The organism is Enhygromyxa salina (assembly GCF_000737335.2).
Taxonomy (GTDB): Bacteria; Myxococcota_A; Polyangia; order Nannocystales; family Nannocystaceae; genus Plesiocystis; species Plesiocystis salina_C.
On record NZ_JMCC02000123.1, the window covers coordinates 1 to 20884 of the forward strand.

Annotated in this window: 18 protein-coding genes; 9 read left to right on the forward strand and 9 right to left on the reverse strand. The window is 66.3% G+C overall.

Annotation, left to right across the window (positions count from 1 at the left end; translation table 11 throughout):
- On the forward strand, positions 1–2434 hold a 2434-nt coding region (locus DB30_RS34795; RefSeq protein WP_052557323.1), incomplete at its 5' end, for a TonB-dependent receptor plug domain-containing protein.
- Between the two features lie 44 nt (positions 2435–2478).
- Here the strand turns inward: DB30_RS34795 and DB30_RS34800 are convergent.
- The 3 genes from DB30_RS34800 to DB30_RS34810 form a co-directional block, all read right to left on the reverse strand.
- The gene (locus DB30_RS34800) at positions 2479–2739 is read right to left on the reverse strand and encodes a hypothetical protein (RefSeq protein WP_052557325.1); all 261 of its coding nucleotides are present in this window, start codon (positions 2737–2739) and stop codon (positions 2479–2481) included.
- Between the two features lie 140 nt (positions 2740–2879).
- Complete coding sequence (locus DB30_RS34805; protein ID WP_052557327.1) at positions 2880–3494, reverse strand: DUF938 domain-containing protein; 615 nt, start codon at positions 3492–3494, stop codon at positions 2880–2882.
- Positions 3495–3658: 164 nt separating this feature from the next.
- Complete coding sequence (locus DB30_RS34810) at positions 3659–4855, reverse strand: S41 family peptidase (protein WP_146661975.1); 1197 nt, start codon at positions 4853–4855, stop codon at positions 3659–3661.
- A 142-nt stretch (positions 4856–4997) separates the two neighbouring features.
- On the opposite strand from DB30_RS34810, the gene DB30_RS34815 reads away from it, so the two are divergent.
- The 4 genes from DB30_RS34815 to DB30_RS34830 all read left to right on the forward strand — a co-directional run bounded on the left by DB30_RS34815 (position 4998) and on the right by DB30_RS34830 (position 8662).
- A complete protein-coding gene (locus DB30_RS34815) occupies positions 4998–5417 on the forward strand; it encodes a hypothetical protein (RefSeq protein WP_052557330.1) in 420 nt (139 codons plus the stop codon).
- 114 nt (positions 5418–5531) lie between these two features.
- Positions 5532–6239, forward strand: coding sequence for a Crp/Fnr family transcriptional regulator (locus DB30_RS34820; RefSeq protein WP_052557331.1), 708 nt, complete (start codon positions 5532–5534; stop codon positions 6237–6239).
- Positions 6240–6265: 26 nt separating this feature from the next.
- On the forward strand, positions 6266–7762 hold the full coding sequence (locus tag DB30_RS34825; RefSeq protein ID WP_052557333.1) for a S41 family peptidase: 1497 nt from the start codon (positions 6266–6268) through the stop codon (positions 7760–7762).
- A 21-nt stretch (positions 7763–7783) separates the two neighbouring features.
- On the forward strand, positions 7784–8662 hold the full coding sequence (locus tag DB30_RS34830; RefSeq protein ID WP_052557335.1) for a LolA family protein: 879 nt from the start codon (positions 7784–7786) through the stop codon (positions 8660–8662).
- Between the two features lie 251 nt (positions 8663–8913).
- Here the strand turns inward: DB30_RS34830 and DB30_RS34835 are convergent, their stop codons facing one another.
- On the reverse strand, positions 8914–9399 hold the full coding sequence (locus DB30_RS34835) for a hypothetical protein (protein WP_146661977.1): 486 nt from the start codon (positions 9397–9399) through the stop codon (positions 8914–8916).
- A gap of 172 nt (positions 9400–9571) precedes the next feature.
- On the opposite strand from DB30_RS34835, the gene DB30_RS34840 reads away from it, so the two are divergent.
- The 3 genes from DB30_RS34840 (at position 9572) to DB30_RS34850 (ending at position 11872) form a co-directional block, all read left to right on the forward strand.
- On the forward strand, positions 9572–10780 hold the full coding sequence (locus DB30_RS34840; RefSeq protein ID WP_052557340.1) for a cytochrome-c peroxidase: 1209 nt from the start codon (positions 9572–9574) through the stop codon (positions 10778–10780).
- A gap of 227 nt (positions 10781–11007) precedes the next feature.
- Positions 11008–11151, forward strand: a complete 144-nt coding sequence (locus DB30_RS34845; protein ID WP_153258457.1) for a hypothetical protein — start codon at positions 11008–11010, stop codon at positions 11149–11151.
- A gap of 7 nt (positions 11152–11158) precedes the next feature.
- Positions 11159–11872 carry an MBL fold metallo-hydrolase gene (locus DB30_RS34850; RefSeq protein ID WP_052557342.1) on the forward strand — a complete coding sequence of 238 codons (714 nt, stop codon included), beginning with the start codon at positions 11159–11161 and terminating at the stop codon, positions 11870–11872.
- Between the two features lie 427 nt (positions 11873–12299).
- On the opposite strand, the gene DB30_RS34855 is transcribed toward DB30_RS34850, so the two are convergent.
- Positions 12300–12782 (reverse strand): CarD family transcriptional regulator, encoded by a 483-nt coding sequence (locus DB30_RS34855; RefSeq protein WP_052557344.1) that lies wholly within the window; start codon positions 12780–12782, stop codon positions 12300–12302.
- Positions 12783–13032: 250 nt separating this feature from the next.
- On the opposite strand from DB30_RS34855, the gene DB30_RS34860 reads away from it, so the two are divergent.
- On the forward strand, positions 13033–13509 hold the full coding sequence (locus DB30_RS34860) for a hypothetical protein (RefSeq protein WP_052557345.1): 477 nt from the start codon (positions 13033–13035) through the stop codon (positions 13507–13509).
- A 648-nt stretch (positions 13510–14157) separates the two neighbouring features.
- Here the strand turns inward: DB30_RS34860 and DB30_RS34865 are convergent.
- The 4 genes from DB30_RS34865 to dnaN all read right to left on the reverse strand — a co-directional run bounded on the left by DB30_RS34865 (position 14158) and on the right by dnaN (position 20658).
- Complete coding sequence (locus tag DB30_RS34865) at positions 14158–14919, reverse strand: DUF4215 domain-containing protein (RefSeq protein WP_240480400.1); 762 nt, start codon at positions 14917–14919, stop codon at positions 14158–14160.
- A gap of 221 nt (positions 14920–15140) precedes the next feature.
- Positions 15141–17708 (reverse strand): DNA topoisomerase (ATP-hydrolyzing) subunit B, encoded by a 2568-nt coding sequence (gene gyrB, locus DB30_RS34870; RefSeq protein WP_146661978.1) that lies wholly within the window; start codon positions 17706–17708, stop codon positions 15141–15143.
- A 526-nt stretch (positions 17709–18234) separates the two neighbouring features.
- Positions 18235–19449 carry a DNA replication/repair protein RecF gene (gene recF / locus DB30_RS34875; RefSeq protein WP_052557350.1) on the reverse strand — a complete coding sequence of 405 codons (1215 nt, stop codon included), beginning with the start codon at positions 19447–19449 and terminating at the stop codon, positions 18235–18237.
- Positions 19450–19536: 87 nt separating this feature from the next.
- The gene (dnaN, locus tag DB30_RS34880; protein WP_052557352.1) at positions 19537–20658 is read right to left on the reverse strand and encodes a DNA polymerase III subunit beta; all 1122 of its coding nucleotides are present in this window, start codon (positions 20656–20658) and stop codon (positions 19537–19539) included.
- Positions 20659–20884 lie beyond the last annotated feature (226 nt).

Here is a 20884-nt window from a genome sequence, read left to right on the forward strand (position 1 = left end):
GTCCGAGTCTGCGCCGGACGCTAGCCAGTCCGAGCCCCCGGCCGCGTCCGAGTCTGCGCCGGACGCTAGCCAGTCCGCGCCCCCGGCCGCGTCCGAGTCTGCGCCGGACGCTAGCCCGGCGACGCACGGTCAGCTGCGACTGCTGGTCTACATCCACGGCACCCGCGACCCGCTCGCGGGCGCGCGGCTGTTCGAGCTTGGCGTCGACCCATCGGTCGACGACGAACAACCAGAGACCGACGCGAGCGGCGTCGCGCAAGCGTGGCTCGAGCCGGGCATCCACAAATTTTCGCTGCGCGCCGACGGCTACGAGCCGCTCGAATTCGAGGTCGAGATCGTTCGCGGCGAGCAGCAGGTCCTCGAGCTGCGCGCTCGCGTGGCGCTCAGTGGCAACCGCTATCGCACCGTCGTCCGATCCGAGCGCCCGGTCGCAGTCAGCCGCACGACCCTGCGCGAGCAAGAGCTGCACGAGATCCCGGGCTCGGGCGGCGATCCCTTTGCGGTGATCAAGTCGCTGCCCGGGGCAGCGCAGGTCTCGGGCTTCCTGCCCTACGTGGTCGTGCGTGGCGCGGCGCCGGGCAACACGGGCTACTACCTCGACGGCGTCCGGGTCCCGGCGCTGTTTCACGTCGCGATTGGCCCCTCGGTCGTGCACCCCTACTTCATCGACGAGGTCGACTTCTATCCGAGCGGCGCGCCGGTCCGACTGGGTCGCTACGCGAGCGGGATCGTCGAGGGCCGCACGCGCATGGCCGCGCGCGATCGACTGCGAGGTGAGCTCGACGTACGCCTGACGGACGCTGGCGCGCTGCTCGAGATCCCGTTCGATCGCCCGCGCGATCCCAGCTGCGCGCGAGATCGCAAGACCCAGCCGAGCTGTCGTCAGCCCGGTCGCGGCGCGCTGACGCTGGCTGGCCACTACAGCTACACCGGCCTGATCCTCTCGGCGATCCCGGCCCTCAACGTGAAGATCCGGTTCTGGGACTACCAGGCCCGCCTCGATCACGACCTGGGCCCGCGCGCTCGCTACACCGCGTTCGTGTTCGGCAGCTACGACGAGCTTGGCCAGCGCAGCGCGCTCGTGTCGACCCTCGATGAAGACGGGATCCCGATCCCGACGATCGACGACGATCCCGATCCCTACGTGCGCCTGGAATTTCATCGCATTGATCAGCGGATCCGCCAGCGGGTCCGCAACGGCGGCCGCGTCGACTACCGCGTGACGCTGGGCCTGGACCGCTCGGGGGTTCAATCGATCCGCGTGGATCAATGGCGGGTCGCCCCGCGCATCGACGCCCAGCTGCGCGTGGGCGAGCGCGTCACCCTCCACACCGGCCTGGATCAAGAGCTGCAGATCTTTCGACTGCCGCAGGGGTTTGGCGCGGGCGAGCTGACCAGCTCGATCGAAGACCTGTCCTTGTTGTTGAGCGAGCGGGTCGTCTCGGTCACGGGGCTGTACTTCGACGTCGCCTATCGCCGCGGTCCGATCGAGATCCGTCCGGGGATCCGCGGAGACCTGTGGGTCTCGACCGGACCCAGCCCCTACTTGCCCGCGGCCCGATCCGTCTCGAGCGCGCTCGGCTTCGATCCGCGCGTGATCGTGCGTGAGCAAGTCAGCGAGCGCGTGAGCCTACGCCAGAGCCTGGGCCTGTATCACCAAGCCCCCGACCCGCCGCTGCCGATCCCCGGGATCGAGAGCGTCGGGCTAGAGGACGGACTGCAGCGCAACCTTCAGGGCAGCTTTGGATGGACCTGGGAGATCGCGGATCGTGCGGTGCTCAGCCAAGACGCCTACGTCGGTCGCCTGAGCAACATGCAGGACTACGAGCTCAGCCAGGGCCTGGACGCCAGCGGCGATCCTTCAACGGCCGACGAGTTCGACGACTACCTGATCCGCGTGTCCGGCTGGAGCTGGGGACTCGAGACCATGTTGCGCCTGGTCCCAAACGGCAAGCTCTACGGATGGCTGGCCTACACCTTGTCGTGGTCGGTGCGGGACTACCCGCTCGGCGGGTTCGCGCCCGCGACTTGGGATCAGCGTCACATCCTCAACGCAGTGCTGGGCTGGAACGTCAACCGCAAGTGGCGGATCGGCGGCCGCTTTCATGTCAACAGCGGCCGGCCCTACACCACGCGACAGCTCGACGCGAACGGCCAGCTCGAAGACTTGGTCGAAGCTTGGACGAACCATCGCAATGACGCCCGAATGCCAGCCTTCATGCAGCTCGATGTTCGCGTCGAGCGGATCTTCGCGCTTCGGCAGGCCCGGTTGCACCTCTATTTGGATCTGGCCAACGCAAACTTCGCGCGCGAGGTGCTGCGCTGTGACTCGCTCGCGCAGGACAGCGTGGGCGCCATGGCCAATGATGGCTGCGTGAACCCGCAGGCGATTCGCTATGTACTGCCCACGCTAGGACTGCGCGCTGTCTTCTGAGTACCGTGCACAATTATCCGGCGATACTCATCTGCACATTGGGCTCAAGCCGCGACGGTCGACGTGTCCTTGGGACGCTCGACGCCAACGGGGCGATTGAACATCGCCATGCTTCGCTTGAGTCGTAATAGGTCATCGAGGAACGGACGGATCGTCACGCAATCGACGAACATGCGGACGAATTCGAGGTCTTGTCGGTCGTAGCGGGTCATGGCGGTCCTTACTTGATCTTGCTCGGGGTCTTGCTCGAGGTCTTGCTCGAGGTCTTGCTCGAGGTCGGGTGCTTGCGGGGCAAAATGCCGCACGCACACAGTTGTGCATTCTGCATACCAAGGGCGACGAAACATCATCAATCAGGCGACTTTTGCAAAAGCCCAATGATCTCATTCGTTCGCGCCGGGCCGGCTCGATCCGCAGCGCAAGTCGTGTTGCCACGCTGTCAAACTCAGCGCTTCACGCGGCGAAAGACCACGCTGAGGTTGTTCGCGGGCATCTCGAACACACGGTCCAAGACCAGACCGCGGCGCGTGGCCGCTCGCGCAACCTCGTCGAGGTCGCGAACACCCCAGCGTGGATCCCGGGCGCGAAGGCTCTTGTCGAAGCCCTCGTTGCTGGGTGCTGTGTGCACGCCACCGCGCATGAACGGGCCATACAGACACAGCGGACCCGCTTCGCGTAGACACTGTGACACCCCATCGAGCAAGCCCAAGCACGCAGCCCACGGCGAGATGTGGATCATGTTCGCGCAGATCACCGCGTCGCAGGCCCAGCCGGGGTTCAGCGGCCAAGTTGGGCTTGCCGCGTCGATCCGCACGGGCGCCGCCACGTTGCCTAGATCATCCGTCCACGCGGCGATGCTCGCGAACACGCTGGCGTCATGATCGCTCGGTTGCCAGCGCAGCTGCGGGAGCGCGCTCGCGAAGAACGCGACGTGCTGGCCGCTCCCACTCGCGAGCTCGAGCACGGTCCCCTGCTCCGGCAGCACCTCGCGGAGCACCTCCAGGATGACCTCGCGGTTGCGCTGCGTTGCGGGGTAGTCGAGTCGCGGATCTGTACTCATCTTCCGATCATCTGGCGCTGTTCTGACACGGCGTGTAGTGGGTACATCAAACTCGTCGACCCACCAATTGGTTCGCGAGCACACGTCCACGACAGATGCCAGGTCGCAACCAACTGGATTCGACGCTGGCCACTGACCTTTGGTCCGCGTGCGCCATCGAGTGCCTATTGGGCTTGGCTGACGAGCTCGCGGGTTGCGGCGTCGAGGCCCGCGCGGCCATCGAGCTGCTCGAGGGCGACGTCGGGCTCGACCCCGTGACCATCGATCCCACGATCGTCTGGGGAAAAATAGCGCGCGACCGTGAGCGTGAGCAGCGAACCATCGGGGATCCCGATCACCTCTTGCACCGTGCCTTTGCCAAAGCTGCGCTCACCCAAGAGCTTGGCGCGGTGGTTGTCTTGCAGCGCGACCGCGAGCAGCTCCGCGGCCGAGGCCGAGCGCCGATCCTGCAGCACGACCAGCGGCGTCTCGCTGTCCGTGCCGGCCTCGGTCGCCAACTCTTCGCGCATGATCACGCCCCCACGACCGCGGGTGCGGGTCAGCACGCCAGCTTTGACGAATAGATCCGCGACCAACACGGCCTCGTCGACTTCACCGCCTGGGTTGCCGCGAAGATCCAAGACCACGCCAGCGAGCCCGCGAGCCCCCGCGTTGCCGCGCAGCTCGGCGAGCGCCCGCTTGACCTGATCACCCGTGCCCGGACGAAAGCTGTGGATCTCGATCGCGCCCACGAAGTGGCCGCCGCCCGCGTCGATCAACTCTGCCGAGACGCCGGCCGCGGCGCTCGGCTTGGCGAGCTCGATGTCGAGCAGCTCGGGCCCGCTGCCGCGATCGATCGTCAGCGCGACGATCTCACCGGCCGCGCCGCTGAGCTGCAGCTGGGCCTCGACGTTGCTGAGCAGCTGCGCGCTGGGCCGCCCCCGAATCGCGAGGATCCGGGTCCCCGCGCCGATCCCCAGCTTGTCCGCGGGGCTGCCAGGATGCACGGCGATCACCTCGAGCTCGGCGCCGGCTTGGTTGCCCGCGCGGTGCAGCGAGGTCACCAACCCCGCGTCGGCGCCCTGGCGTTGGCGCTTCTTGGCGAGGTCGCGCTCGTTCGCGGTCAGGTAGTGACTGTAGGGATCGAGCCCCGCGACCATGTGCTTGAGCCCACGCGACATCACCTCTGGGGCGTCGACCGGCTCGACGTAGCGATCGAGCACGACGTCGAGGCTGTCGTGAAACTGCTGGCGATCGAGCTGCGCCCCGGCGGACCCCTTGCCCTTGCTGGCGTCAGCCTCGGAGATCGCCCGCTGGATCGTCAGTGTGCTGATCACGCCCAGCGACAGACCAAGCAGCAGCGACAACCGGGACGAGCGCACCCTTTCATGGTGACCAAGGCTGGCACCCAGGTCCACTTGGGTGTGGGAGCCGAAACCGGCCGGGCACGAAAAAAAGCAAATTGTTGGCCGAGCACATTATCCTACATGTAGGATAAGCGCGTACCAACCGAGGACGCCTCCCATGAACTCGACCGCGCGCTCACCCATTCGTGTCACTCCCCTCCCCCGCCCCGGCCGTCGCGTCGTCGAACGCCGAAAGCAGCGCTCGAAAGGCACCGGCGACGCCATCGAGTTGGCCCTGTCGGCGGCCGCTGACGGCAGCGAGCTCGACGTGGTCCTGATCGCCGATGACTACGGGATGTTGGTCGCCAGCAGCTGCACGGATCTCGACTTGGAGATGCTCGCGGCGATCACACCAATTGTGTCTCGCGGGCGTGCCAAGGCCACGATCAAGCGCAACGGCGAGCATCGGGACCTGAGCGTCAAGTCGATCAAGGTGCTCGGCGAGACCCTGCACATCGCGGCGTTGGGCGGCCAGCCCTCGACCCGGGCGCTGGGTGTGATGCGCAGCGTGACCGCAGCTCGCCGCATTCTCGGCTAAGGCACCACTGGGTGTCTGATTAGTGGACTTCCCAGGCGACCCGCCCGCTCCGACACCGTCCGAGCGGGTGGGTCTTGCTTTGGCGGATCCTCCGCTTGCCGTTACACTCGCCGCATGGCCATCGAGCCCGCCGAAGCCGAGGAGATCCGCAGCCATCTGTTGCGGTATGCCGGTTGGGACAAGGTCCCTGAGGAGGTCATCAAGACCTTCAGTGAAAGCGCCACGCGAGTGGAGATCAAGCGCAAGCGCCCGGTGTTCCGCCGCGGTGATCCAGGACCGGGCTTGTTCCTGGTCCGATCTGGCGAGTTCAAGCTCAGCCTGATCTCTTCCGAAGGCCGCGAGCAGATCCTGTATCTAGCTGGGGCCGGCAAGCTGATCGGCGAGGGTTTCTTGCCCCGCGAAGTGCAGTGTGCGGCCTCGGCGTTCGCCATGACAGACGGCGACGTGTGGCGCTTCGACACCGACTTGGTGATCAAGTTGTTGTCGCAGTCCGAAGCGATGGCGTTCGCGCTGATGCGGCACCAAGCCTTTCGCGCCAACCGCCTGATCGACCTGATCTTGGATCTGTCGCTGCGCTCGGTGCAGCGGCGCCTCGCTAGCTTCTTGTACACGCTGGCGATCCGCAGCGGCGCCGAGCAGGGCAAGGCCCACGTGATCCCGCGGGCGCTCGACATGAACACGGTCGCAGCCCGGCTTGGAACCGTCCGCGAAGAGATCTCGCGGGCACTCAACCGCATGCAGCGCGAAGGCATCCTCAAGCTGAGCCGCCAAGAGATCGTGGTCATGGATCTGAGCGCGCTCGAGATGGTCACCTACGAGTGACGCTCGCGCCCCCTGTTCACCACCGCATGAGCGCCAGCGTGACTGGCCGGCTGGGCGTGCTTGGCCTGTGCCTGTGCTGCCTGTCTGCGTTGGGCTGCAAAGACACCCCCAAGCCACCCGATCCCCACTCGCTCGCCGCGCTCGAGGCCGAAGGCCCGCCCCACACGCCCAACTGCCGCTCGTGGGACGCGCTCGACGACGAGACCCTGCCCGCGCTGCCAGACGCGCCGCACATGGCCGCGTTCGAGCAAGTTTGGCGCACGGTCGGCAGCAAGCACTACGATCCAACCCTGGCCTGCCTCGACTGGCCGGCCCTGCGCGAGCAGTACGCCAAGCAGATCCTCGCGGCCGGCGATGACACGACCGCGGCCTACGTCGCGATCAACGAGCTGCTGGGTCTGCTCGGGCAGAGCCACCTGCACGCGACCGCGCCAACACCCAGCTCCACTGCGCGCGCGCGCGACAGCGGCCCCGCGACGGTCCCGATCAACGTGCGCTGGCTGCCGCTCGAGCCCGGTGGGTCCGAGCGTCGTGCGGTCGTCGTCGATGAGGCCGTCGACGATCATGCCAGCGGCATACCCCGCGGCGCGATCCTGACCGAGATCGCGGGTGAGTCCGTCGACGAGATCGCGGAGGCGGCCGCGAGCGCGGTCGAAGCTCACGCAGGCCGCTCGGCCGAGGGCGCGTTCATGATCGCCCAGGCGATCGGCGCGAAGCTCAACTGCCCCGAGGACGGCACCAAGCGGTTGAGCTTCTTGGATCCGACCCAGGCCGACGCCGAGCGCGAGCTCGAGGTCGCGTGCTTCTTGCCCGAGGGCGAGCGGATCAGCCTTGGCAACCTCCGCAACCTCCCGACCACGGTCGAGTGGCGGATGATCCCAGCGGAGGGCCCCAACGAGCAGCCCGACGCCGCCCCGACCGGACTAAAAGTCGGCTACCTCGCGTTCAACTTCTGGATGCTGCCCATGACCGAGCGGCTGCGCGCCGGCGTCGACGAGCTTCGCAAGCAAGGCATGGGCGCGTTGATCATCGACCTGCGCGGCAACCCCGGCGGCGTCGGGGCCATGTCGATCCCGATCGCCCGCATGTTCCTGCGCGAGGGCGCCAGCCTCGGCGTGCTGCAGATGCGGGAGTTCAACCAAGAGTTCAACGTCGAGCCCAACCCCGACGCGTTCGATGGTCCGATCGTGATCCTCGTCGACGAGGGCACCGCGAGCACATCCGAGATCTTCGCGCTTGGCATGCGCGACGCGGGTCGCGTGAAGATCGTGGGCGCCGGGCCCAGCCCCGGGATGGCGTTGCCATCGATGATCGAGACCCTGCCCGACGGCGGGCTGATCCAGTACGTCGTTGGCGACTACCACTCTGGCAAGGGCTCCGCCGCCGAAGGCGAGGGCGTGGTCCCCGAGCTCGCGGTCACGGAGTCTCGAGCCGACTACGCCGCCGGCCGGGATCCGGTGCTCGACGCCGCCGTCGCTCATCTGCGCGCGGCCGGCCCCGACGCCCCCACCCCATCCAACTAGCCCCACCCAACTAGACGAGTCATGCAGCGCCCACCCAAGCTCCTGATCACTGCGTTTGCGGCGTTGCTGGCCTGCACTTCGCAAGACACGACCACCCCCAAGTCCGACCCCGCAGGCGGCACCAAGCACGAGCCCGCGGCTCCCAGCGAACCGGCGGTTCAACTGCCAGCCGGCGCCGAGCTGCTCGCGGCCCACGTCGAGGCCGCGGGCGGGGCCGACATCATCAACAAGTTCGAGACCATCCACGCCGTCGGCACGATCGACACTGGCGAGCAGAAGCTGCGCGGCACCATGCAGATGTGGTGGCAAAAAGGCGGCAAGTTCTACCTCGAGCAAGAGGTCGAGGGCGTCGGCAAGAGCCGCGCTGGCTACGATGGAACCAACATCTGGGTCGACGAACCGATCACCGGCCTGCGCCTCCTCGAGGGCGAAGAAGCGCAGTCGTATCTGCAGAGCTCGCTGATGTTCCCCGGCCACGATTGGCAGCAGCACTTCGCGGCCGCCAACACCCTTGGCAAGGTGACGAACGACGGCGTCGAGGTGTGGGAGGTCGAGCTCGTGTCCAACGGTGGACCGAACATCGTGATCGGCCTCGACACCAAGACCAAGCTGATCCGCTACATGAAGACCACCCAGGTCACGCCGATGGGCCCGCTGCCGATCGAGGCCTACGCCGAGGACTACCAGGTGGTCGAGGGCTATCAGTTCTCCATGAAGAAGCGCAGCTCGATCAAGGCGTTGATCGAGCTCAAAGAAGAGATCACCAGCTTCGAGGTCAACGTCGAGATCGACCCGTCAGCGTTCTTGTTCCCCAGCGAGCGCGAGCAGGTCCCGGCAGATCCGGCGGCCCAACCACCGATCGAAGCCCCGCCAAAAGCCCCCGAACCAGGCCCAAAGTGAGTACGAGGGTTGCCGACCCAATCGTTGGTGTGCGTGGCCCAGTCGGCTCGCCGAGACGACGACCTCGAAGGTCTCCGCTCCTACTCGATGGTCTCCGCTCCTACTTGAAGGTCTCCGCCCCTACTCGAAGGTCTCCGCTCCTACTCGAAGGCCTCCGCTCACAGCAGCTGAGCCCCCTTCTAGGGGGCCACACATGCCACCGCGCACAAATTAACCAGATCCGAACGAGCGAAGCGAGCGAGGCGAAGTCATCAATCGTCCCTGGGGGTCATGAAAGCCGCTTCGAGATCTTCGTCGTCCTCGGACAGCTCGAGCAGCAGCGCTGGCACATCTGACGCCTTGCCCTTGCGGGGGATCGCCCAGCGCTTGCGCGACTGGTAGCGGACGATCTTCTTGGGGTCACCCTCGAGCAGGATGCACTGATCAAACCCGCGATCCGGCTTGCAAGGCTGGGTGCGGACCTCGACGTCGTGCTGGGTCTGAAGGATGTGGATCACCCCGCGATCTTTTGCCTTGGTCGTCCACTTGAAGCTGTCGTGGACGCCGCGGAACAGCGAGCCGTGATAGAAGCTGCCGCCGCTGTACTTGCCGACATCCGTCAGCACGAACGCGTCAATCTGGTCGCGCGGTCCGGTGGGCATCTGCGCAACCCACAATCGATCAGCAACGTCGGCTGGGGGCGCCTTCGAGCACGCGCCGAGCGACAGCGTGGTCAGGCCGACCAGTGCGAGGGACACGAACGAACGATTGAAAGCGCGCTGACGATCCACGGGGTGCGATCGTGACAAGCAAGCCCACGCCAGGCAAGCACCGACTCACAATCGGTCGCGTTGGCGACCGGAAAGACCGTGGACTCGAGACTTGCACGCACGCGGTTGCAACCGTGTGCCCGGCGGATACCATGCCGGCATGAACAGCCCCGGCCAGCTTCCGTCACGCGTCATCGCCCCGGCTGGTGTCCTGGCCGCACTCGCTTCGCTGGCGCTGCCGGCATGCGGCGGTGGCGGCGAGCACGGCGACGGCCATGGTTCCCAGATCGAGGTCCACGCCGGTCGGGTCCCGCTCACCCCACCCAAGCAGGCCGAGCTCGACCCGGCCGCGCTGCGCGAGCGGGCCTCGAAGGTGTTCGGGGTGCTCCCGCCAGAGTTTCCCAAAGCCGACAACCCCGCGACCGAAGCCAAGGTCAACCTGGGTCGCATGCTCTTTTACGATGGTCGGCTGTCGGCCAGCGGCGACATCTCGTGCAACGCCTGCCACGCGCTGGATCGGTTTGGCGTCGACAACCTCCCGACCTCGCAGGGCCACATGGCGCAGCTCGGTGAGCGCAACTCGCCAACCGTCTACAACGCCGCCGGCCACCTCGCGCAATTTTGGGATGGCCGCTCGGCCGACGTCGAAGAACAGGCCAAAGGCCCCGTGCTCAACCCGATCGAGATGGCGATGCCCGACGACGCCACCGTGGTCGCCACGCTCGCCGCGATCCCCGGCTACGTTGAAGCCTTCGCCACCGCGTTTCCCGACGCCGAAGAGCCGGTCAGCTTCGACAACATGGCCAACGCGATCGGTGCGTTCGAGCGCAAGCTGACCACGCCCGCGCCGATCGACGCGTGGCTCGCTGGCGACGACGCCGCCCTGTCGGCCGAGGCGCTCGCGGGCATGCAGCTGTTCTTGGACACCGACTGTCAGAGCTGCCACAACGGGTTCAACTTTGGCGGCGCCTCCTATCAAAAGGTTGGCACCGAGAAGCCCTGGCCAGGACTGCGCGACAACGGCCGGTTCGAGGTCACCAGTGACGAGCGCGATCGCTTCGTGTTCAAGGTGCCGACCTTGCGCAACGTGGCCAAGACCGGCCCGTACCTGCACGACGGCTCGATCGCCACGCTGACCGACATCGTCGCCAAGATGGTCGAGCATCAGACCAAGCGGGCCGGCCCCTTCAGCCCCGAGGAGATGACCCAGATGCTGGCGTTCCTCGACTCGATGACGGGCGAGATCCCGACCGACTTCATCGCCAAGCCCGAGCTCCCCAAGGCCGCCGAACCCGAGCCAGAAGCCGCCCCCGAAGCTGAAGCTGAGCCCAAGCCCGTCAAGCCGCCCAAGCCGGTCGATGACGAGTAGTCGCTAGATTCTTCCGCACATCGTGCGTCCCATAGGCACAGGCGATGCGTTCGAGCCCCCATTTAGGGGGCTCTTGTCTGGACACCCACCGCCACCGGGCGGCGCTCCATCTCCGCGGACGGTTTCGCACTTCGGGTCACTCGCTTCGCTGGGCACCAAACCCCACCGGGTGGCGCTCCAGCCTCGGGGATGTGGCAAAGCGGCCGGGAGGGTCTAAGGTGGCTGTGATGACGACGCGCGCTGCCGTTGCTCACGCCGCCAACAAGCCGCTCAGGCGCAATTGGCGGGGCATGGCGGTCGGCGGGGCCAGCGAGATCGAGATCGACCCGATGCACGAGGGCTGGTCAATTCGGTCCCTCATCACGTTCTGAGGCCAGTATGTCTGACAACCACGGCACCTTCGTTCACCAGCTGCTGCTCGGGCCCTGGGACAACTTCATCTACTTCATTGGGGATCGGCCAAGCCGCAAGGTTGCGATCGTGGATCCGGCTTGGCACGCGCCAACGATCCTCGCGGAGGCCGAGCGTCTCGACGTCGAGATCGCGGCGATCTTGTGCACGCACAGCCACTTCGATCATGTGAACGCCGTCGAGGATCTGCTGGGCACGCTCGACGTGCCGGTTCACATGCTCGCGCCCGAGGTCGAGTTCTCGGGGTTTCGGTGCGAGAACCTGCAGGTGTCCAAGCCTGGCGATCGTGTCCGCGTGGGCGAACACCTCGAGATCACCATGATGCACACGCCCGGGCACACGCCCGGATCGTGCAGCTACCGGCTGCGCGATGGGATCGTCACCGGCGACACCTTGTTCGTGAATGGCTGCGGGCGGTGTGACTTCGTCGGGGGTGAGCCGCAGACCATGTACGCGACCCTGAAGTCGCTCGTGGAAGGCCTCCCGGCCCAGACGATCATGTATCCGGGGCACAACTACGGCCCAACCCCGACCGCGACCCTCGACGCCCAGCTGCGCGAGAACCCGTACCTGCGTCACCCGACCGTCGCGGACTTCGTCGCGCATCGCATGGACGGCAAGACCCCCAACACGCCGCTGCCGCCCGCGCCCGCCGACTGGGCGTTATCGACCCCCACATAGGCTTTGGACTTCGCCGACTGCAGCCGCTGGCAATGGGAGCGAGCGAAGCGAGTGACCCGAAGTGCGAAACCGACCGGGCAGATGGAGCGCCCCCCGGCGGCGGTGGGTGCCCAGACAAGAGCCCCCTTCGAGGGGACACATACCCCCGCGAACAAACGGCCAATGGGAGCGAGCGAAGCGAGTGACCGTCCGGGCAGATGGAGCGCCGCCCGCTGGCGGTGGGGGCCACACATACCCCCGCGAATGGGAGCGAGCGAAGCGAGTGACCCGAAGTACGAAACCGACCGAGCAGATGGAGCGCCCCCCGGTGGCGGTGGGTGCCCAGACAAGAGCCCCCTTCTAGGGGGCCACACATACCCCCGCGAACAAACGGCCAATGGGAGCGAGCGAAGCGAGTGACCCGAAGTGCGAAACCGACCGCGGGGGTCTAAAACAAAGCTTCGATTTCAGCCTCGACGGCCTCTTCGGACTCGCCCTTGGCGAGCGCGAGCTCCTGCACGAGCAGCGCCCGCGCGGTCTCGAGCATGTTCCGCTCGCCGTAGGAAAGATCCTTGTCGCTGCGCAGCAGACACAGATCACGCATCACGGTGCCAATCTCTGTCAGCGAGCCCGTGCGGATCTTCTCCATGTACTCGCGGTAGCGCCGGTTCCAGGTCGCGGTGGAGATCTTCTCGCCGCGTCGACGGAGGACCTCGAACACCTCTGTGACCTCGGGTGTACCGATGAGGTTGCGCAGCCCGACGGAGTCGGCGTTGCTCATGGGGACCATCAAGGTCATGTCCTTGCCGAGCACACGCAGAACATAGAAGCGTTGCTCGGTCCCCGAAATCTCTCGGTTCTCGATGCCCGTGATTTCAGCGACCCCGTAACCGGGATATACGGCCTTATCGCCAACTTGGAACTCGGCCATGGTAGGAGCCCTCTGGCCGCGAGCGCACTGCGGCGGGCCGTATCTCGTACCACGCGCAACGTAAAAAGTCAAAATCCACCGGGCAGACACCCCTTTGGGCGCATTTTGGATCCCGGTGACAGCGCACTTTGGCGTGACCCAGTCGGCCCGACGAGCCCGCTGCCGTCCGGGCCGCGGGCTACACTTGGTTTGCATTTGCTTTGCAAAACACTTCTTGCTCCCGGGGACCTGTTTTCTATGATGCGCCGCCATGGCCCAACGGACCCTCGGCGCCATCGCGCTCATCTTCTCACTCGCCGCCTGCACGCCGAACCCAGACCGGCTGCCCACACCCGCGCGCAATTTTTACTACGTCATCGACGACGACGCGCAGCAGCTCGAGTACGTCAAGCTCAAGGAGTCCGAGCGCCAAGGGTTCCTCGAGGGTGCCGGCCTCTGGCAAAAGTGGTTGGAGCTGTCCAGCGAAGAGCGCAACGCCGTCGAGACCAGCGAGATCAAGGTTGGCTTCAAGGAATTCGCCGCACACATGGCCTGGGGCCTGCCCGCCAGCACCCGCGACATCGAGGCCCGCGGCCGCGTGGTCCAGTACCAGACCTTCATTCGCTGCACGAGCGGCCCGAAGATCGGCGACTACGTCCGCATCAACACGGACTGCGACGGCACCTCCAGCGAAGTCGAACTGGCCGTCGAAAACGCCACCGTCACCGAGATCAAGTACCTCGACTGACCCCGGCGAAGCCTAAACCCCGTCGACTTCGACCACTCTCCGTCCAACGACAACGCGAGCACGTCCGCTGCGTGTAGCGAAGCCACCGCTCAGCGAACGAGCGAGCGAATGCGTTCGCATTCGGCAAAGTCGAAACCGCTCGCGGGGGGCTAAGCAGCCCGTCCAGCGACAACGCGAGCACGTCCGCTACGTGTAGCGAAGCCCCCCTCGGGGGGCCACTCATACCCCCGCCTACAAACGGCCAGCCCGACGAGCGAGCGAAGCGAGCGAACGGACGGAAAGCGAGCGAACGGACGCGAAGCGAGCGAACGGACGCGAAGCGAGCGAACGGACGCGAAGCGTCCGCATTCGGCAAAGTCGAAATCGCTCGCGGGGGGGCTAAACAGCCGAAGCCCCCCCTCGGGGGGCCACTCATACCCCCGCCTACAAACGGCCGGCCCGACGAGCGAGCGAAGCGAGCGAACGGACGCGAAGCGTCCGCATTCGGCAAAGTCGAAATCGCTCGCGGGGGGGCTAAACAGCCGAAGCCCCCCCTCGGGGGGCCACTCATACCCCCGCCTACAAACGGCCGGCCCGACGAGCGAGCGAAGCGAGCGAACGGACGCGAAGCGTCCGCATTCGGCAAAGTTCTAGTCGCTCGCGGGGGGGCTAAGTCAACGTGCAGTCGTTGGCGCAGAGGTCGTTTTCGTCGTCGTTGCCGTCGTCGCACTGCTCGACGCCAACGTTGATGTGACCATCGCCGCACACGTTCGGAACGCACTGCGGGTACACGCAGGCATCATTGCTGTTCATGTTGCCGTCATCGCACTGCTCGACGCCGCCGTGGATGTGGCCATCGCCGCAAAACGCCAGCTGACAGGCGGGACAGTCATCACCGGTGAGCAGGTTGGCGTCGTCGCACTGCTCGCCCTCTTGCACGATCCCGTCGCCGCACATCGCAGGCACGCACATGGTGGTGCAGCCGTCGGCCTCGTCTTGGTTGCCGTCGTCGCACTCCTCGACGCCAGTCTGCGTGAAGCCGTCGCCGCAGTCGGCCAGCTTGCAGTTCTCCACGCACTCGTCGGTGTTGCTGTTGTTGGCGTCGTCGCACTCCTCGAGGCCGGCCCACACGTAGCCGTCGCCGCACGAGGCGATCGTGCAGTCGGGGGTACACTGACCGGTCGGAGAATTCATCGGACCAAGATCACACTGCTCGCCGGGCTGCACGACACCGTCACCGCAGTTGTTGTCACCGTCACCCGTGGTGTCTGGGTCGCCGTCTCCATCACCCGTGTCGAGGGTGGCTGCCGTCATCATGGTCGTGCTGACGGTGCTCGGCATGGTGTCGGTCATGACGTCGTCAGCCGGACAGCCGAGCAAGGCGATCGCGGCGGCGATGAAGGAGAGCGGCGCAAGTCCAGGCTTGTTCATGCTCACGATGATGGAGCACTCCAAACCCCGACGTCCAGGCCCAACCTGGACCAAAGCCGCGAGTTCGCTGCGCCGGAGTGAACGCCGCCCGCGAGTGGGCAAGAAGCTCAGCCGGGCGAAACCACTTCGCTGCCCGCAGTGACCCAGTCTGCGAATGACACCGCCAGGCGGGAGAGAGACCTCGCCCGCGCTGAATCCACTTCACCCGCGCTGAACCCAGCTCAGACGTCGAGGTTGCGGGTGTTGAGCGCGTTCTCGGTGATGAACTCACGACGCGGAGCCACGTCGTCACCCATCAGGACCGTGAACACCTCGTCGGCGAGGTCGGCATCCGAGACCTTGATCTGCAAGAGCGCACGCCGCTCGGGATCCATAGTCGTCTCCCACAGCTGATCCGGGTTCATCTCACCGAGGCCCTTGTAGCGCTGGATCTGCAGCCCGCTGCGACCGACCTCGCCGACCGAGTCGACGACGTCGAGCAGCCGCTCGGGCTCCGCGATCAGCTCGGTCTTGCGGCGCAGCTGGATCTTGTCCGACCCGTTGCCGCTCGCCTTGGACGCGAGCTCCTCGCGGATCCGCCCGAGCTCGCGCATCTCGGAGCAGCGCAGCAGCGCGAGCCCCAGATCCTCGTGCACGGTCACACCGTCGGCGTAGACCTCGAGCCGGATCATGGCGCGCTCGAGCTCGTCGGCGTCGCCGGGGATCTTGACCCGGGCGACCTGGCTCTGAATCTTGGTCAGCGGCAGGTGCGGGCGCGCCCGCTCGACCACCTGGGTGCCAAACTCGGCGAGCGCTTCGTCGTCGGCGTTGACGAACGCAGCCTCGACCACGTCGCGGCCGCGCTCTTGGATCAGATCCAGCACCGCGTTGATCACCGGCTGGCGATGCTCACGCTCGAGCAGCTCGAGCAAGTTGCGATGCCGGACCCCGGCGTGGGCGATCTCGGCGAGGATCTTGGGCGCGACCGCGACACCGTTGATCGACAGCTCGAGGTCTTCGATCGCGTTGTCAATGATGAAGTCGTCGAGCCCCGCGTCGTTCTTGAGGTAGTGCTCGCGCTTGCCAGACTTGACCTTGTACAGAGGCGGCTGCGCGACGTAGAGGTAGCCCCGATCGACGATGTCGACGAAGTGCCGATAAAACAAGGTCAACAGCAACGTACGGATGTGCGAGCCGTCGACGTCGGCGTCCGTCATGATGATGATCTTGTGGTAGCGAAGCTTGTCGATGTCGTAGTTGTCTTCGCCGATCCCGGTGCCGAGCGCGGTGATCAAGGTGATGATCTCTTGGCTCGACAACATCTTGTCGATCCGCGCCTTCTCGACGTTGAGGATCTTGCCGCGCAGCGGCAGGATCGCCTGGGTCCGCCGATCCCGGCCCTGCTTGGCAGAGCCACCTGCGCTGTCACCCTCTACGATGAACAGCTCGGCTTCCTCGGGGTTCTTGGCCTGACAGTCGGCCAGCTTGCCCGGCAGGCTCAGGCCGTCGAGGATGCCCTTGCGGGTGATGGTCTCGCGGGCCTTGCGGGCCGCCGCGCGAGCCCGGGCGGCCAGCAGCGCCTTGTCGACGATCAGCTTGGCGTCCTTGGGCTTCTCTTCGAAGTGACGGTTGAGCGCCTCCGTGACCGCGGTCTGGACCAACGCCGAGACCTCGCTGGAGACCAGCTTCTCTTTGGTCTGGCTGTTGAACTTGGGGTCCGGGTGCTTGACGGCGATGACCGCGACGAGCCCCTCGCGGACGTCCTCGCCGGCGAGCGTGCCCTTGACCGCCGACTTGTGGCCCTTGAGTAAATTATTGTCGGCCGCGTAGGTGTTGACCACGCGGGTCAAGGCCGTGCGCAGCCCGGTCAGGTGGGTGCCGCCGTCACGGTTGGCGATGTTGTTGGTGTAGCAGTGGATGTGCTCGTGATAGGCGTCCGTCCACTGCAGCGCGACCTGGACCCCGAGCTCGTGGTCGTGACCCTCGAACTCGAAGGGGACCTCGGAGCGCAGATCGATCAGCTGGCCGATCTTGGTGCGCTTGGAAGTGAGCAGGTCCACGAAGCTGGCGACGCCGCCCTCGCCCGTGAACACCTGCTCGCGCTTGGGCGCGCCGCCGATCATCGGGCGCAGATCCGTGAGGGTGATCGACACGCCCTCGGTCAGGTAGCTGAGCTCGCGGAACCGCGAGCCGAGGGTCTCGAAGTCGACCTTGACCGTGCCGTAGATCAGCGGATCCGCGTGGAACAAGACCCGGGTGCCACGCTTGGTCGTGGGCCCGCTGACCGTGAGATCCTGGGTGACCTCGCCGCGCTCGAAGCGAGCCGTGTAGCCCTTGCCCTCGCGCCAGATCTCGAGCTCGAGCCAGTCCGAGAGCGCGTTGACGACGGTCACGCCGACGCCGTGGAGCCCGCCCGAGACCTTGTACGCCTGGTTGTCGAACTTGCCGCCCACGTGGAGCTTGGTGAAGATCGCAACGGGGGCAGACACCTGCTTGCCCTCGACCTCCATCATGCCCGTTGGGATCCCGCGGCCGTCGTCCTCGACGCTGATCGAGTCGTCGGGGTGCAAGGTGATGTGGATCGACTTGCAATACCCGGCGAGCGCCTCGTCGATCGAGTTGTCGAGCACCTCGAAGACCATCTTGTGCAGACCGGTGACGTCGGTATCACCGATGTACATGCCCGGGCGCTTGCGAACGGCCTCGAGCCCTTCGAGGTGGGCGATCGAGGTCTCGTCGTAGTTGGGGTTCACACCCGCAGGGCTCGAATGCGGGGTCACGCTGGCACCGTCTTTATCCGTGGCGTCCATGAATGTCTTTGCTGATGTCGAGCGTGCCCGCGCTTGCAATCACGCCCTCTGAATCCCGCTGCCGTCAGCTCCCGCAAGCCCTTGTCAGCGGCCAGTCGAGGGGCTTTGGGACGGTGCGCAACATAGCACCGAAGCAGATCGCTTACCAGGCTGGGATCGCGCTTTTACCGGCGCCTGGGCCGAGGAAATCGGCTGTTTTGTTTTGACCCCCACGGCCGGTTTCACACTTCGGGTCACTCGCTTCGCTCGCTCCCATCGGCCGTTTGTTCGCGGGGGTATGTGTGGCCCCCTGGAAGGGGGCTCTCGTCTGGGCACCAACCGCCACCGGGCGGCGCTCCATCCCCCACGGCCGGTTTCACACTTTGCTTTGACCCCCCCGGCCCGGCTTCGCACTTCGGGTCACTCGCTTCGCTCGCTCCCATCGGCCGTTTGTTCGCGGGGGTATGTGTGGCCCCGTCTGGGTACCAACCGCCACCGGAGGGCGCTCCACCCGGCTTTTGGGGACGTGATCACGACCAACCGGGCCTCAGCTCGCCGCTACGATCATCCCGTCACGCAGCTCGAGATCCCGACGATCCACGCCGGCCCCCAGACCTGCGCCAAGCTCGATGTGGTGGGCGGACGTGGTGGTCAACACGCACTGCCCAACCTCGGCCGCGAGCGCCTCGAACAGCTTGACGCTGCGGACCGGATCGAGCTCGCTGGACACGTCATCGAGCAGCAGCAGGGGCGCCCGGCCACTGCGCACGCGAGCGGCCCGGAGCTCGGCGATCTTGAACGCCAACACCAGCGCGCGCGCCTGCCCCTGCGACGCGAAGTCGCCGGCGGCGGTCCCGTCGAGGGTGACCTCGAGGTCGTCGAGGTGGGGCCCCACAGTGGTGCGTCGGGCTGCTTCGTCGCGCCGACGGTGCTCGACCAGCGCGGCCGCGAGCGTCTCGCGCCGGGCCTCGAGCGCGGTCTGCTGATCCTGCGCTGGCGCGGCGTCTGGCGCGACCCGGCTCATGTAGCGAAGCCCGCTCTCGAAGCTGCCGCTGGCCAGGGTGTCGCGGTCGTGGATCTGGGCGAACGCAGCCGCGAAGGGCCCGCGCAGCTGCTCGACCAGCTCGACCCGCCGGGTCCAGATCCGGGCGCCGACCTCGGACAGGCCGTGATCGTAGGTGTCGAGCAGGCGGGTCCGCTCGCTCGCGCGCAGGTCCGCGGGTTCGGCCTTGAGCACGCGATTGCGCGAGCGCAGCAGCTTGTCGTAGGTCTGCACGTCGCCGATGTGGGCGCGCTCGCGGGCGAACACCACGCGGTCCAAGAACTGCCGCCGCGCGCTGGGTGAGCCGCGCAGGATCCCCAGGTCCTCCGGGGTGAACAGCACGGCTTGAACGCGCCCGTAAAACTCGACCGCCGAGCGCATCAGCTTGCCGTCGAGCCGGGCGCTGCGTCGCGTCGAGCGGCCCGTGCGATCGATCCGAACCTCGAGCCGCGTGGTCAGCCCGAGCTCGTCGTCGAACGCCTCGACCTCGACGCGGGCGTGATCACAGCCGCGCCGCAACATCGCCTTGAGGTCGGCCGTCCGAAACGAGCGCAAGGTCGAGATCAGGTACAGCCCCTCGAGGACGTTGGTCTTGCCGGCTCCGTTGTGGCCCCACAGCACCGTGAAGCGCGGGCCAAACTCGATGACTTGCCCAACCCCCTCGGCTGGCCCGGCGCGGAAATTGCGAAAGTCCGCGAGCGTCAGCCGACCGAGCTGCATGCCACCCAAGCTCCCTGGCCCAGCAACCGGACACGCCAGTCGGCGAACAACCAGCTGCCCGCCGCAGTCACGACGACCCCCGGCGGCTCAAATCCGCATCGGCATGACGACCGCGAGGAAGTCGGCCTGGGCGGCCTCTTCACCGTCGTCGGCGGCGGGACGCAGCACGCACGGATCCAGCTCGCCCTGAAAGTCCAGGTAGATGCGCTCGGTGTGGACGGCCCCAAGCGCGTCGATCAGGTAGTTCGCGTTGAACCCGGCGGTCAGCGAGCTGCCCTCATAGTCAACCGGCAGATCCAGGTTGATCGCCCCGAGCTCGGGGTTGTCGGCGTGGAGCTCGAGGTTGCCCTTGTCGAGCTGCAGCTTGACCGTGGCGGTCTTCTCTGGAGCGATGACGGCGGCCTGTCGCAGCGCGCCCATGAGCTCCTCGCGGCCGATCCCAGCGCGACGCTGGAAGTCCTTGGGGACGACCTGCTGCCACGGCGGGAACGTGACGTTGTTGAGCTTGACCGAGAGCGTGAGCGCCTCGGCCTGGACGAACAGGTACTGGTCCGAGACGCCGATCTTGCAGTCACCCTCGACGCGGTTGAGGACCTTGCGGATCTCGTCCATGCCCTTGCGCGGGATGATGATCGACTTGGCGAGCGCCGGCCCTTCCAGCGCGATGCTGTACTTGGTCAGGCGGTGGCCGTCGGTCGAGACCATCGTTGCCTGGGCGCCGTCGGACTCGAACAGCGCGCCGTTGAGGTTGACCCGGGCTTCGTCGGTTGAGACCGAGAACAGGGTCTTGTCGATCAGGTCGACGAACTTGTGGCTGGGGATCTGCGTGAACGAGACGCCGGCCGGATCGGGCAGCTCCGGGAAGTCGCCCTCGGGCATGCCCATGAGCTTGAACTCCGAGCGGCTGGCGAGCAGCTGCGCCCACGAGTTGTCGAGGCTCTTGACCTTGACGGCCCCCGACGGGAGCGTGCGCACGACGTTGTGCAAGTGGCGAACCCCGAGGGTGAGGCTGCCCGGGTCGCTGACTTTGCACGCCACCGTCTCGGTCAGCGCGATCATCATGTCGGTCGAGCAGCACACCAGCTCGTCGTTGGTGGTCGCGCGCAGCAGCACGTTGGCCAACACCGGCATCGTGCTGCGCCGATCAGCGACAGTCTGTGCCAGGGTGAGCGCCGACAAGAAGCGGGCTTGGTCGATCTCAAACTCCATCGGGGTCCTTGCTCGCAGGGTTGTACCAGTCCGTCGGGTCGGTTGGGAGAGCGTTTGCGCGGCTCCATTTGTTCGCGCGGGGTAAGGTGATCAGGTACTTAAATTTTAAAAAGAACTCTCGATCTCGATCTGTCCTGTGGATTTGGGGGCAACTGACTCAACTGTTTGATTTTACTTGCGAATTCTCTGGATATCTCCCGGGGATCACAGTGGACGAAACGGTCTG

Coding starts and splice junctions, on each gene's coding strand:
- DB30_RS34805 (WP_052557327.1), bottom strand. CDS start 3,494: ATGAGTACAGATCCGCGACTCGACTACCCCGCAACGCAGCGCAACCGC.
- DB30_RS34815 (WP_052557330.1), top strand. CDS start 4,998: ATGAACTCGACCGCGCGCTCACCCATTCGTGTCACTCCCCTCCCCCGC.
- DB30_RS34820 (WP_052557331.1), top strand. CDS start 5,532: ATGGCCATCGAGCCCGCCGAAGCCGAGGAGATCCGCAGCCATCTGTTG.
- DB30_RS34825 (WP_052557333.1), top strand. CDS start 6,266: ATGAGCGCCAGCGTGACTGGCCGGCTGGGCGTGCTTGGCCTGTGCCTG.
- DB30_RS34830 (WP_052557335.1), top strand. CDS start 7,784: ATGCAGCGCCCACCCAAGCTCCTGATCACTGCGTTTGCGGCGTTGCTG.
- DB30_RS34840 (WP_052557340.1), top strand. CDS start 9,572: ATGAACAGCCCCGGCCAGCTTCCGTCACGCGTCATCGCCCCGGCTGGT.
- DB30_RS34845 (WP_153258457.1), top strand. CDS start 11,008: ATGACGACGCGCGCTGCCGTTGCTCACGCCGCCAACAAGCCGCTCAGG.
- DB30_RS34850 (WP_052557342.1), top strand. CDS start 11,159: ATGTCTGACAACCACGGCACCTTCGTTCACCAGCTGCTGCTCGGGCCC.
- DB30_RS34855 (WP_052557344.1), bottom strand. CDS start 12,782: ATGGCCGAGTTCCAAGTTGGCGATAAGGCCGTATATCCCGGTTACGGG.
- DB30_RS34860 (WP_052557345.1), top strand. CDS start 13,033: ATGGCCCAACGGACCCTCGGCGCCATCGCGCTCATCTTCTCACTCGCC.
- DB30_RS34865 (WP_240480400.1), bottom strand. CDS start 14,919: ATGAACAAGCCTGGACTTGCGCCGCTCTCCTTCATCGCCGCCGCGATC.
- gyrB (WP_146661978.1), bottom strand. CDS start 17,708: ATGGACGCCACGGATAAAGACGGTGCCAGCGTGACCCCGCATTCGAGC.
- recF (WP_052557350.1), bottom strand. CDS start 19,449: ATGCAGCTCGGTCGGCTGACGCTCGCGGACTTTCGCAATTTCCGCGCC.
- dnaN (WP_052557352.1), bottom strand. CDS start 20,658: ATGGAGTTTGAGATCGACCAAGCCCGCTTCTTGTCGGCGCTCACCCTG.